This is a genomic window from Chitinophaga rhizosphaerae (assembly GCF_003958645.1).
In the GTDB taxonomy this organism is placed as follows: domain Bacteria; phylum Bacteroidota; class Bacteroidia; order Chitinophagales; family Chitinophagaceae; genus Chitinophaga; species Chitinophaga rhizosphaerae.
In genome coordinates this window covers 91,893-105,780 of the sequence record NZ_RXLO01000004.1, presented here as the reverse complement: position 1 = coordinate 105,780, position 13,888 = coordinate 91,893, and the positions used below count along the sequence as shown (strand labels likewise).

Annotated in this window: 8 protein-coding genes; 6 read left to right on the top strand and 2 right to left on the bottom strand. The window is 57.2% G+C overall.

The features are described 5' to 3' along the window. The first annotated feature begins 103 nt into the window (after positions 1-103). Together EJ361_RS10960 and EJ361_RS10955 are read left to right on the top strand one after the other, a co-directional pair. Positions 104-3,616 (top strand): SusC/RagA family TonB-linked outer membrane protein, encoded by a 3,513-nt coding sequence (locus EJ361_RS10960; protein WP_205686992.1) that lies wholly within the window; start codon positions 104-106, stop codon positions 3,614-3,616. An 18-nt stretch (positions 3,617-3,634) separates the two neighbouring features. Continuing rightward, complete coding sequence (locus EJ361_RS10955) at positions 3,635-5,167, top strand: RagB/SusD family nutrient uptake outer membrane protein (RefSeq protein ID WP_126245663.1); 1,533 nt, start codon at positions 3,635-3,637, stop codon at positions 5,165-5,167. Between the two features lie 312 nt (positions 5,168-5,479). Here the strand turns inward: EJ361_RS10955 and EJ361_RS10950 are convergent, their stop codons facing one another. Next, on the bottom strand, positions 5,480-5,836 hold the full coding sequence (locus EJ361_RS10950; protein WP_126245662.1) for a hypothetical protein: 357 nt from the start codon (positions 5,834-5,836) through the stop codon (positions 5,480-5,482). 587 nt (positions 5,837-6,423) lie between these two features. Between EJ361_RS10950 and EJ361_RS10945 the strand changes: the two genes are divergently transcribed. Genes EJ361_RS10945 through EJ361_RS10930 form a run of 4 tightly spaced genes read left to right on the top strand, consistent with a single transcriptional unit; the run spans position 6,424 to position 12,957 of the window. Further along, entirely contained in the window at positions 6,424-9,123 is a 2,700-nt protein-coding gene (locus EJ361_RS10945) for a DUF1553 domain-containing protein (protein ID WP_126245661.1), read from the top strand. Between the two features lie 5 nt (positions 9,124-9,128). Continuing rightward, a complete protein-coding gene (locus tag EJ361_RS10940) occupies positions 9,129-10,616 on the top strand; it encodes a DUF1501 domain-containing protein (RefSeq protein ID WP_240646606.1) in 1,488 nt (495 codons plus the stop codon). Between the two features lie 5 nt (positions 10,617-10,621). Next, positions 10,622-11,551 carry a sugar phosphate isomerase/epimerase family protein gene (locus EJ361_RS10935; protein WP_126245659.1) on the top strand — a complete coding sequence of 310 codons (930 nt, stop codon included), beginning with the start codon at positions 10,622-10,624 and terminating at the stop codon, positions 11,549-11,551. Further along, positions 11,548-12,957, top strand: a complete 1,410-nt coding sequence (locus EJ361_RS10930) for a c-type cytochrome domain-containing protein (RefSeq protein ID WP_164714184.1) — start codon at positions 11,548-11,550, stop codon at positions 12,955-12,957. Before EJ361_RS10935 ends, EJ361_RS10930 begins: the two co-directional genes overlap by 4 nt. On the opposite strand, the gene EJ361_RS10925 is transcribed toward EJ361_RS10930, so the two are convergent. Further along, positions 12,958-13,857 carry a helix-turn-helix domain-containing protein gene (locus EJ361_RS10925; protein WP_126245657.1) on the bottom strand — a complete coding sequence of 300 codons (900 nt, stop codon included), beginning with the start codon at positions 13,855-13,857 and terminating at the stop codon, positions 12,958-12,960. Between the last annotated feature and the right edge of the window lie 31 nt (positions 13,858-13,888).

Genomic DNA, 13,888 nt, shown 5'->3' with positions numbered 1-13,888 from the left:
TAAACGTAACAGCTTCTGCAGAAGTAACGGTTTGCCATGCGCAGGCCGGATGGGAAATTACTGTCAACCAAAATTGTTTCACCCATTTTAAAATTCCAACGATATGCAAGCGAACAATTTGTTGCGGACCACTTTGCTGGCAGCTGCCTTCGCGGCCGGTTCCTCCCTGGCGTTTGCCGGCGGGCAGGACCTGGCTGCGAACAGCGGCGCTCCGCATCATGTGCGGCCGGGAGGCAATGCTTCCAGGCAGCAAAAAACGCTCGAACAGCTGCTGAAGGAGATCCACAAAACATATAAAGTAGACCTGCTGTACGAATCCCGCAAACTGCCCAAGGTCAAAGTAAATTTCAAACCTTCCGATTTCGACGATGTGGAAGAAATGCTCCAGGCATTGTTGCATCCACATGGTTTGCAGGCGCAGTCTGTCCAGCCCAATACCTGGGCCATCGTGCCCCTGGGCGAAAAATCCCCCCGCCCGAAGATGGAAACGCCCATCCACCCGCAACCTGCCAATTCTGAACCGGCCTCCCATCCGATCATGCGGGTGAGTGGCGCCAGTGCGGCGGGTTTCGCGGGAACCGTGACAGATACCGTGCGCAAGGTGCGCATCCAGGGCAAGATCAGCGACGGGGAAAACGGATCGCCGCTGCCCGGCGTATCCATCCAGGTGAAAGGCGAAACCCGCGGCGCCACTACCGACGGCGATGGGCGCTTTGCCCTGGATGTTACGCCCGGCAACGTGCTCCACGTCACCCTCCTCGGTTACGAAAGCAGGGAAATCACCGTCGGCAACAACCGCAACTTCGACATTACGCTCGACGTGAGCAATCGCGCCCTCAACGAGATCGTGGTAGTAGGTTACGGCTCGCAACGCAAAAGCCTTGTGACCGGCGCTATCTCTTCCATCAAAGCGGCAGACATCGCAACGGTGTCGGCTACACGGGTGGAACAGGCTTTGCAGGGGCGCACTTCGGGCGTTACCGTGCTGCCGGTGTCTGGTTCTCCCGGTAGCGGGATGCGCGTCCGCATCCGCGGTACGGGTTCCAACGGTTCCTCCGAACCGCTGTACATCATCGACGGGATGCGTGCCGGCGGCATGGAATACCTCGACCCCTCCGAGATCGCTTCCATCGAAGTGCTGAAAGACGCCGCTTCGGCCGCGATTTACGGTGCCGAAGGCGCCAACGGCGTGGTCATCATCACCACCAAAACCGGCAGGAAAGATATGCCGCCCCGCATCGATTTCAGTATGCAATACGGCCGGCAATCGCTCAGGAACAACATGCCCATGATGAACGCAGAGCAATACAGCCAGTACCTCACCGACGCGGAAACGCCCGGCGATATTCCCAACCCGGCCGACTGGAAAGGGAAGAAAGGGACGGACTGGTTCGACGAGATCAGCCAGAACGCGCCCATGCAGCGGTACACGCTCAACTTCAGCGGAGGCAGCGAAAAATCGTCGTACCTCCTCGGTGGCACCATGTATCGCCAGGATGGCCCCATCGGCGGCGCCAAAGCCCGATTCGACCGCTATACCGTTCGCCTCAACTCCGATCATCAGATCAAACCCTGGCTGACCATCGGCAACCGGTTGTCTTACGCCTATCATAAAAGGAACGGGGTGACGGAAGATTCCGAATTCGGTTCTGTTATCAACAACTCCATTTTGCTCGACCCGCTGTTTCCCGTGGCGTACGACGGACAGATTTCCCCGCGTGCGCAACAGGCGCTGGACGAAGGGTATACGCTCGTCAAAGACCCCCGAGGCCGGTACTACGGCGTGTCTGACTACGTGTTCGGCGAAGCCGGCAACCCGGTGGCGCTCATCGATGTTACCCATAACACCACCACGCAGCATAAAGTAGTGGGCAATATTTACGGGGAATTATCGCCCGTGAAAGGACTGAAGATCACTTCAAGATTTGGGCTGGACGCGGCTTTCCAACGCCAGCACGCCTGGACGCCCACTTTCTGGTGGAACGCCAACCGCCTCAATACCACGCCCGGTACCGTCGATAACAATCAGAACTGGTACAACTGGCAATGGGAAAACTTCGCCACTTACAACCGCGCTTTCGGTAAGCACGACCTTACGATCATGGCCGGTATGAGCGCCCTCCGCCGCAATTACGACCGGTTAAACGGTACGGCTTCCGGCATGTTCCGCGAAGATCCGCTGTTCAGTTATCCCGATTATATTCCTGACGGGCAAGACCGTATCGCCGGTATCCAGACGAGCACATCGCTGGTGTCGTACTACGGCCGCCTGCAATACGATTACAAAGGCAAATATCTCTTTAACGCCACCATCCGCCGCGACGGCTCCTCGCTGTTGCCGCCGGCCAATACCTGGGGCACGTTCCCGTCGGTTTCCGCAGGATGGGTGGCTTCCAACGAAGATTTCTTCCCGAAAAGCAATGTGCTCAATTACATGAAACTCCGCGCCAGCTGGGGCCAGAACGGCAGCATCGCCAACATCGGCATCGGCGACTGGAACGCGCTCATCACCACCCAGGGTATCGCTTACCCGGATGCGGACGGTGTATTTCATGTAGGCGCAGAGCCCGCGGGCCTGGAGAACCCGTACCTCAAATGGGAGGCCAGCGAGCAGTTGGATTTCGGCGCCGACTTCGGTCTGCTGGACAGCCGGCTCAGCGTTGTGGTCGACTATTACCGCAAAGTGACGAAAGGGCTGCTCACGCCCGGCAAAGTCCCCAATTTTCTCGGCAACGTGCTCCACATCGTGAATGGCGGCGATGTCAGGAACCGGGGATGGGAATTCGAAGTGGCTTATCGCAACGACAATAAGAACGCCCTCAAGTTCGAGATCGCCGCCAATCTGACCACGATCGACAATGAAGTGCTGCGCCTCAACGAATTTACCGACCGCATCCCCGGGACCACCGTGGGCACGGGCTGGACGGCCTCCTGGTTCGAAAAAGGCATGCCCATCTGGTACTTCCGGGGGTACAAAACCGACGGCATCTTCCAGACCCAGCGCGAGATCGACGCCTGGAAAGCGCAATATGCGACCGACGAAGTGATCCGCCCCGGCGATCCGCGGCCGGTAGACGTGAACGGCGACAAATCCATTTCCGTGGGCGATTATGATTTCATCGGCAGTCCGCATCCCGATTTCGTGTACGGCGGCCGGGTGAGCCTCAATTATAAAGGCATCGATTTCCTGGTGCTCGTGCAGGGGCAATCCGGGAACGACGTGTTGATGGGTTTCAACCGTACCGACCGGCCCACCGGCAACCGCCCGCTTTTCCTCTGGGAAGACCGCTGGACGGCCCAGAACACGAACGCCCGGTGGTTTGGCGCCAACACCGCCAGCACCTTTGCCTACAATAGCGATTATATGGTGATGGACGGCTCGTACATGCGCATCCGTCAGTTGCAGCTGGGGTATACATTCCCGCAGTCGCTCCTGAAGCGCGCCCACATCAGCAACGCCAGGATTTATTGCTCGCTCGACAACTATTTCACTTTCACGAAATACAAGGGGCTCGACCCTGAGGCGGGCAGTAACGACAACAACAGCCTGGGTATCGATCGCGGGGTGTATCCCATTCCGCGGGTAGCCATGTTCGGCCTTTCATTCTCCTTTTAACCTGCAAACATTCCAGTCATGAAACCAAATCAGAAACGAAATACGATCATCCTCGGCGCGGCGCTATTGTTGGGAGCGGGTTGCGGGAAAGGGTTCCTCGAACAGGACATTCCCGGCCGGATGCCGCTGGAAGGATATTATAAAACCGACGCCGATGCCCGCACCGCCACGTTTGCGGCGTACGATATGCTGCAGGCGGAATATAACTGGGGATGGGGTAGTCCGCTGCTGCTGAAAACGCTGCCGTCGGACGAAAGTAACGCCGGCGGGAACGGTCCGGGCGACCAGCCGCATTACCAGGCATTGGACAACTTCACGCACGACGCGCAGGGCGAGAGCATTTTATGGGTATGGCGGATGAATTACTTCGGCATTTACCGGGCCAACCAGGTGATCAACCGCGTGGCCGGCACTTCGGATCTGCAGAAGCGTTACATCGCCGAAAGCAAGGTGTTGCGCGCGTATTATTATTCGGAGTTAACGGCGTTGTGGGGCGATGTGCCGCTGGTGCTGAAAGACCTCGAGCCATCCGAATACACGCAAACGAAGCGAATTGCCCGGGCGGAAGTGTATGCCCAAATCGAAAAGGATCTGCAGGAAGCGATCCCGGTGCTTTCCGTCAGAAGCGGATTGCCGGCGGCCGAAAGGTTCCGCGTTTCGAAGGGGACGGCGCAGTCGCTGTTGGGGAAAGTGTATCTGTATCAGAAGAAATGGGCGTTGGCGGCGGAGCAGTTCAACAACGTGATCAATTCCGGCGAATATGACCTGGAGGCTTCCGTGGCGATGGCTTTCTCGCAAAAGGGCGAGTTCGGCATCGAAAGTGTTTTCGAAGTGCCGTTTACCGACCAGAAGCGGTATACCTGGGATAACTTTCCGTGGGACCGTTTCCGGGAGATCGAAAGCAATATCCACATCAAGCTCATGGGCCCCCGCGAGGAACATTATACCCGCATGACCGGCGATTCGCTCGACGGCGGATGGGGATTCAACGTGGGCAAGAAGAAGTTGTTCGACGCATTTGTGGCCGCAGGAGATGTAGTGCGGAGGAAGCAGACGATGTTTTCGGTAGCCGAGCTGACAGCGGGCGGCGGCAAATTCGCCGACCCGACGGTGTGGGATTTCGAAGGGTACATCCAGCGGAAATACGGTTCCTTTTCAACCGTTACTACCAACCCGGACGACGGTACGCCGGATTTGAACTACGGTACCAATACCAGGCTGATCCGGTATGCGGATGTGTTGCTGATGGCGGCAGAGGCGTATTACCGGGCGGGGAACGAGGGGCGTGCGCGCGCGGAGTTGAACAAGGTGCGGAAGCGTGCCAAGCTGGCAGACGTAACGGCGGCGGGCGATGCGCTCTTTGACGCGATTGTCCGGGAGCGGCAGCTGGAGCTGGCCTTCGAGGGGTTACGGTACCTGGACCTGGTGCGCTGGGGCAGGGCGGAAGCGGAATTGGGGCCTTTGGGATATAAGCCCAATAAACACGAGTTGCTGCCGGTGCCGGATGAAGACGTGCGGATAGGGCACCTGGAACAGAACAAGGGGTATTAACATTCGATTCAATGATATTTTTTAGATGTAAACAATGGAAAAGGGCTGCCTGTCGAGGTAGCCCTTCTTAATATATAGGTGTGACAGGAATGGATGGGTAAGATGTAGCGGGAAGGGTTGTTGGGGGATATTACTTGATTCAGTAATGCGGTGATGGGTTTTGGCACATCGGGGGCAGCCGTGGGGGGCATTCCGGATTTCAACCGATTGGATGAGGGCGGCGCGAAGTTTTAAAATGACACCGTTTTAAATGAAAGGGCTGCTTTTGAGGGCAGCCCTTTAATAGGGGTGTCACAGGGAGGACATGGTTGGTTATATGTTATGAGCGAGGCTCAGGCGATGTGTAATGTCTGGCTCTTCCATCCGGCTTTGGAGGAGGAGGGATTCGAGTGCTTCCGTTCGCAGGATGTTATCGGCGGTGATGGCGAACGTGTTGGTGGTGAGGGGTTCCAGCATATTGCCTTCGCCTGTCAGCAACCACCGGATGTTCAGGTCTGCGAAACGGTTAGCGATATCCGCTACGATGTCCACACTCGGTTTGGCACCTTCGGTTCGAAACAGCCGCGCGATCTTCTCACAGCTTTTGTATTCCAGGATCCGGGTAAACGCGGAGGTGCTCAGCTGCTTGTGCTGAATGAAATTTTTCAGTCTGCTTGCGATTGTTTCCATAAGATATATGAGTTACGAGAAGATAGACAGGGAAAACTGTCTAAAGGGTGAAATTTCAAAGCGAAATATTTTTTTTCTATGCTTCACCCCTCACACCCCGATTTTCACTCTATTTAAATACAACTGCTGTGGTCCGTAGCCGGCACGCCGATTTTTCAGTGTTGTCCGGCCTCACCTTAGCAAGCCGATTTGCCGGCCTTTCAACGTCCATGTCCCCAAGTGCCAAAGACGCGCATTGCGCGCCCCGGCTGCGGGTTACAGGAAACCGAAATACCCGGCCGAGGACAATTAGAACAGATGAACGGCCCCGTTGTCCGTATCGGCCTCAAATAAGTCTCATGTCTAATGTATGCATATACCGGAGGGTGAATTCTTTCACCCTTCTTTTTTTGCCGTTTGTCAAACCCGCTTGCTTCCCAATTTCCCTTTTTGTAGATTAGGGGTATAAAATACGCTTAATCTAAAGGATTTTAGCATGGATTTGTATGATATTAGCAAGATTCCTGGTGCAGGGAGCAATTCAACGTTATAAATTGCAGCGTCTCGTTACAGTAATTCATCAATAAAATATCTCCACGGCCATTATCATGAAAATGACCATTCGTTCCAGCCGCTGGATTCCCGCCAGCCTGGCCCTCGTCCCCTTTACCGCCATGTGGCTCGGAGGATGCGGGTCCGGGAAAAAAGTGGATTACAGCACAGAAGTAAAGCCCATCCTTAACAAGCATTGCATCAGCTGCCATGGCGGCGTGAAGCAAAGCGGCGGATTCAGTGTGCTCTTCCGCGAAGAAGCCCTCGGCGTCACCAAAAGCGGCAAACCCGCCATCGTTCCCGGAGACGCCAGCGCCTCGGAATTCATCCGCCGCCTCCACGCCAAAGACCCTAAAGAGCGAATGCCCCTCAAAGCCGCACCGCTCTCAAAGGATGAAATCGACATCCTCACCCGCTGGGTAGAACAGGGTGCCGAATGGGGCGAGCATTGGGCCTACGTTTCCCCCAAACCGCCCGCCGCCGGCGCCACCATCGACCAGTTCATCAACGATAAACTCGACGACGAAAACCTCGATCCCGCTCCGCAGGCAGACCCGCAAACCCTCCTGCGCAGGCTCTCCCTCGATATCATCGGCATCCCGCCCTCGGAAGCCCGCACCGCCGCTTTCAGCAAAAGTTTCAGCGAAGAAACCTACGCTAAAATGGTTGACTCCCTCCTCGCCTCACCGCAGTTCGGAGAAAAATGGGCGTCCATGTGGCTCGACCTCGCCCGGTACGCCGACACCAAAGGCTACGAAAAAGACTCCCGCCGCGATTTCTGGCGGTACCGCGACTGGGTGATCCAGGCGTTCAACAAAGACATGCCGTTCAATGAATTCACTATTGACCAGCTCGCCGGAGACCTCCTTCCGAACCCCACGCAGGACCAATACATCGCCACCGCCTTCCATCGCAACACCATGAATAACGATGAAGGGGGCACGCAGGACGAAGAGTTCCGCACCGCGGCCATCATCGACCGCGTCAACACCACCATGGAAGTATGGCAGGGCACCACCATCGCCTGCGTGCAATGTCATGCCCACCCCTACGATCCGTTCCATTTCGAAGACTATTATAAATTAATGGCCTTCCTCAATAATACCCGCGACGAAGACACCCCGGGCGAATATCCCCGGCTCCGGTTCTACGATAGCTTGCAACGCAAGGAAGTAGACGCGGTTTCCAAATGGGTGACGCAATACGGGAACGCTTCGCAGGTAAAAGACACGGAAGATTTCCTCCGCGCGCTCGAACCGAAAGTACATGCCCACGACGCCGATCAATTCATCAACGGCGAGCTCGCCGATACCAAATACATCAGCATCCGCAACGGCGGCAGCTGCCGGATGAAAAACGTGCCGCTCAACGAAGCCACCACGCTGCTGCTGCGGTACTGGTCGGGCGGAGGTCGCCTGGAGATCCGGGCCGACAGTCTGAAAGGCCCTGTGGTAGCCAATATCGAACTTCCGAAAGGGAGCAGCGTGTTGCCGGTGCCGTTGAAGCCGCTCGCTGGCCGCCACGATCTCTTCTTTATCTTCCGCAACCCGGCGATAGACCCCATGCATTCCGTGGCCGGCGTGGAATGGATGGCTTTCCGGCACGATCTGCCCGGTAAAGGCCAGCCCGGATATAAGGAAATGGAAGCGAAGTTCATGCAGCTCGTGAACGCATCTCTCGACGGTTTGCCGATCATGGTGGAGAATACGCCCGATCTGTTCCGTCCTACTTATGTTTTCGAAAGGGGCAACTGGCTCGTGCACGGCCCGCAGGTGCAGCCCGCCACGCCGGGATCGCTCAACCCCTTCCCCGAAGGCGCGCCGCGCAACCGGCTGGGCCTGGCCCAGTGGATCACCGATCCGAAGAACCCGCTCACGAGCCGCGTGATGGTGAACCGGCTGTGGGAGCAGCTTTTCGGCATCGGGCTCGTGGAAACGCTGGAAGATTTCGGCACGCAGGGTTTTGCCCCATCACACCCAGAGCTCCTCGATTACCTCGCTTATCAATTCGTTCATAAACATAAATGGAGCGTGAAATCCATGCTCCGCGAAATCGTACTTTCCTCCGCCTATCGCCGCGATTCGAAAAGCAGCCCGGAGTTACAGGAGAAAGATCCTGCCAACCGCCTCCTCGCCCGTGGCCCCCGCTTCCGCCTATCGGCAGAGCAGGTGCGCGACCAGGCGCTGGCCGTGAGCGGACTGCTCAACCTAACCATGAACGGCCCCGCCGTAATGCCCTTGCAGCCCGAAGGCGTGTGGATGACGGTGTACAGCGGAGACAGCTGGAAGACTTCCGAAAACGGGAACCAGCACCGCCGCGGCGTCTACACGTTCCTGCGGCGTACCAGTCCATATCCTTCCGCCATTACATTCGACGGCAGCAGCCGCGAGGTTTGCCTCCAGCGCCGCATCCGTACCAATACACCATTGCAGGCGTTAACGACGCTCAACGATCCCGTGTTCATGGAGGCTGCGCGCACGCTGGCGGAACGGATGGGGAAAGATGGCGGCAGCGATGCCAAAGCCTGCATCAAACGGGGATATCAACTGGCGATGCACAAAGACATCACCGACGCTAAAACGGCCGTGCTGGAAAAGCTCTACCGCCAGGCGCTGGATCAATACAAAAAGGACCCCGTCGCCGCGGATTCCCTGAACATGCGCCAATTCCCCGAGAAAGAAAAAGCACACCTGGCCGCCCTCACCATCGTGGCCAACGCATTATTGAACCTGGACGAGTTCCTGACCAAATCCTGATGATCATGGCAGAAAAAATCATACATGAAGCCAACGACCGGGCCGCCCGGTTTTTTTCCCGCAGGCACTTCCTGCAAGACTGCGTGACCGGCCTCGGCGGTACCGCCCTCGCTTCGATGCTGGGCGGCTGCAACCTGTTCTCGGGCTCGTCTTCCGCCCCCACGCAAAGCCTCAATCCGCTGGAGCCCCGCGCACCGCATTTCCCGGCACGCGCCAAAAGCGTCATATACCTGCACATGGCCGGCGCGCCCTCGCAGCTGGAGATGTTCGATTACAAACCGGAGCTCGAAAAACTGCATAATCAATTATGCCCGCAATCCATCCTCGAAGGCAAGAAGTTCGCGTTCATCCGCGGCGTACCGCGCATGCTGGGGCCGCAGGCGGTGTTCAAGCAACATGGCGAAAGCCGCGCATGGGTGTCTGACTTCATGCCGCACCTCGCGGAGCGGGTAGACGATATGAGCTTTTTGAAAGCGGTGCAGACGGACCAGTTCAACCACGGGCCCGCCCAGCTGTTCATGCACACCGGCAGCGCGCGCCTCGGCAGGCCGAGCACCGGCGCCTGGGTAACCTGGGGGCTGGGATCGGAAAACAGCAACCTGCCGGGATTCGTGGTACTGACGTCGGGCGGCAAAACGCCGGATGCGGGTAAAAGCGTATGGGGAAGCGGGTTTCTGCCTTCCGTGTACCAGGGCGTGCAATGCCGTTCCAAAGGCGAGCCGGTACTGTACCTGTCCGACCCTGAAGGAATAAACCGCGACCTGCGGTACCAGGGCATCCAGGCCATCAACGAAGTGAACCGTTTGGAATATGAAACCTTCCAGGACCCGGAGATCCTGTCGCGCATTTCGCAATACGAACTGGCGTACAAAATGCAGATCTCCGTTCCCGGTGTGATGGATATCAATTCCGAACCCGCATATATTCATGAACTGTACGGCACCGAGCCGGGCAAGGAATCGTTCGCGAACAATTGCCTGCTGGCCCGGAAGCTCGTGGAAAAAGGCGTCCGTTTCGTACAGTTGTTCGATTGGGGATGGGACGCCCACGGTACCGACGAAAGCACGGCCGTGAATTTCGGCATGCGCAATAAATGCCGGGAGATAGACAAGCCCATCAGCGCGCTCCTGCTCGATCTGAAGCAACGCGGCCTCCTCGATGAAACCCTTGTGGTATGGGGAGGCGAATTCGGCCGCACCCCCATGCAGGAAAACCGCGAAGGAAAGGAAATGCCCTACATGGGCCGCGATCATCACGTGGAAGCGTTCACGATGTGGATGGCCGGCGCCGGCATCAAGCGCGGCGGCAGCTGGGGAGAAACCGACGAGATCGGGTTCAGCGCCGTGAAAGGACAGGTGTCCGTTCACGACATCCACGCCACCATTTTGCAACAGCTCGGTTTCGACCACGAAAAAATGACATACCAGTTCCAGGGCAGGCCGTTCCGCCTCACCGACGTATTCGGTAACCCCATCAACGAAATTTTAGGTTAATTCAAATGAAGCAAAATATCAACCGGAGGAATTTTCTCCAACGCACCGCAGCCCTGGGCGGCGGCGCTTTATTGTCGCAGCTCCCGGCCGTGGCGGCCATGCCCGCCGCCAAAGCGGGTTTCAAACTGGTAGTGCTGGCTACGGACTGGGGGTTCCCCGGCAACCGCGACGCACTTTGTAAAAAAGCCAAAGAAGCCGGGTACGACGGGATCGAAGTATGGTGGCCCGGATCGGCGGAAGCGCAAAACGAAATTTTTGATGCGGTGGAAAAGTACGGAATGGAAGTGGGGTTCCTGGCATCTGGCGGAAGCAACGAGTTCAACGCCCACGCCAAATCGTTCGAAGCCACGCTGCTGGCGGCTACCGGTAACAATCGCAAGAAACCGCTGTACGTGAATTGCCATTCCGGCAGGGATTATTATTCGGAAGAACAGAACGGGAAACTGATCGACATCACGACGAAAGTATCCAAATCCTCCGGCGTCCCGATCTACCACGAAACGCACCGCGCCCGCATGATGTTCGCCGCGCACATCTGCCGCCGTTTCATCGAAACCAAACCCGATCTCCGCCTCACCCTCGATATTTCTCACTGGTGCAACGTGCACGAATCGTTCCTGGGAGACCAGGCCGAAACCGTGGCCCTCGCCCTGCAGCGCGTCGGGCACATCCACGCGCGCATCGGCCATCCGGAAGGCCCGCAGGTCAATGATCCCCGCGCGCCGGAATGGGAACACGCAGTAAAAGCGCATTTCGCGTGGTGGGATGAAGTGGCGAAAATGAAACGCGCCAAAGGCGAAGTGATGACCGTGCTCACGGAATTCGGTCCGGCGGATTACATGCCCACGCTTCCCTATACCCGCCAACCCCTGGCCGACCAATGGGCCATCAATGTACATATGAAAGATCTTTTAAAAGCACGTTACGGCGCATGACGATTTTCCTGCAGGCCGGATGGGGACTGTTTATCGGCCGGTTCCATCCCTTACTTGTCCATCTGCCGATCGGGATTCTGATCGTGGCCTTCCTCCTCGAATGGCTGAGCCGTTTCCGGCAGCTGGCCGTGCTCGGCGCAGCGGTATTGCCGACGATGGTATTTGGCGCCATATCCGCCGTGGCGGCTTGCGTGGCGGGTTATCTGCTGTCGCTGTCCGGCGGGTACGACGAAGCCGCGCTCAACCTCCATATGTGGATGGGCATCGCCGTGGCGGTGATTTCCATCCTGCTGTGCGTGTTCCGTAAATACAACCTGTTCCGCAAGTCCTGGCTGCCGGTTTCCGCCGCCATGATCGTGGCGCTGTCTGTAGCCGGGCATTACGGCGGCAACCTCACCCATGGCGAAGATTACCTCACGGCCGCATGGCCTTTCGGAGGCAAGAAAGCCCCCACTGCCGCGGCTTTCAAGAATATCGACGACGCCAAGGTATACGAACAGCTCGTTCAGCCTATCCTCGAAACCAAATGCTATTCCTGCCATAACGAGCAGAAACTGAAAGGCGGCCTGCGGCTCGATGGTATGGCGAATATCCGTAAGGGCGGCGAAAACGGGCCGGTGCTGAAAGACAGTATCCCCGAAATGAGTGAGCTTTACAAACGCCTCGTCCTGCCCGAGTCCGACGATCACCGGATGCCACCCAAAGGCAAACCGCAACTCACGCCGCAGGACCTTGAAATCCTTTACTGGTGGATATTACAGGGCGCTCCCGATTCCATTACCGTGAAAGAGCTGCATAAAACCCCGCGCATCCAGCTCGTTTTCGAAGGCATGAAACCCTCCGGCGACGGCCTCCATCCCTACATGCCGCTCACGCAAACCGGCAAACCTGGCGAGCAGGCCGTGCAGGCCCTCGTGCAAACAGGCCTGAAGGTGATGCCCGTAGCGGCGGATAACGGATATGTGATGGTAACGGCCATCAACGCGGAAAAGTTCGGCAACGCCGATGCGAAATTGCTGGAACCCATCGGCAAACAACTCGTTTGGCTGAACCTGGGTGGCACGGCCACGGGCGACAGCGCCCTGCAGATCATCGCCGGGCTGCCCGTGCTCACGCGGCTCCAGCTGGAGAATACGGGCGTTACGGACCAGGGGCTGCAATATCTCGCCACCGCCAAACAACTCAAATACCTCAATCTCAACAATACGAAGGTTACCGACAAAGGCCTGGAGTTCCTGCAGAAACAGGCGAACCTCCGCGAGCTGTTCCTGTTCGGAACGGGCGTTTCGGCCGCAGGCATCGAAAAGCTGCGCAAAGCCTTGCCAGACCTCGATGTAGATACCGGGGGCTACCGCATGCCCGTATTGGCGACGGATACCACGATCTGGAGAAAGAACCCCGCCTGATCAGGCGGTGCGGAAAGAGCGGGGCGTAACCTGCGTTTTTTTCTTGAAGAAATTATTGAAATGGGCCGGCTCCTGGAAACCAAGACTGTAGCCGATCTCAGACACATTCCAATCGGTGTGCCGCAGGAGCGCCTTCGCTTCCTGTAGCAGCCGGTCGGCGATGTGGTCGGAGGTGGATTTACCCGTGGCGTCTTTCAACGCCTTGTTGAGATGGTTCACGTGAATGCTCAGTTGCGTGGCGAAATCGAACGCCGTGCGCAGGTTCACCTGCTGCCGGGGAGATTCGATGGGGAACTGGCGCTCCAGCAAATCGGCGAACAGGGACGATATCCGCGACGAGGCGTTGGTCTGCGAAGCAGCCACCTGCGCAGGCTGCAGTTTCATGCCCATGTGGATGAGCTCCATGGTATAATTGCGCAGGAGATCGTGCTTGAAAGCGTAGTCGGAATGCAGCTCTTCGATCATTTTGCGGAACAGGTCGATGACGAGCTGCACCTGCGCGTCGGGCAAACAGATGAGCGGGTTGCCGCCGGGTCGGAAAAGCGGGAAATCGGTCAGTTTCATGGCGGAGTGACCGTGGAAAAAAGCGTCGTTGAAAATGCAGAAAAAGCCCGCCTGGCCATCGCTGAGATGATCACATTGGTAGGGCACCTGCGGGTTGGCGAAAAACAGGCCGAACTCCTCCACTTCCATGATCTTGTCGGCGAAAAAGTACCGGCTACGGCCGCTGACGAACGCCACTTTATAAAAATCCTTCCGGCTGTAGGGCAATGGCGTTTCCGGGCTGAGGTAATCGGATGAGTTGAATACGTTGAAATGCCCCAGTTCCCGGTTCATCCCTTCCGGAACGGGAATTTGCTTGGCGCGGTAGAATTCTTCGAGCGACTGCAATCTTTCCATACCATAAATCTACTGAATACTTCGGTTCTGC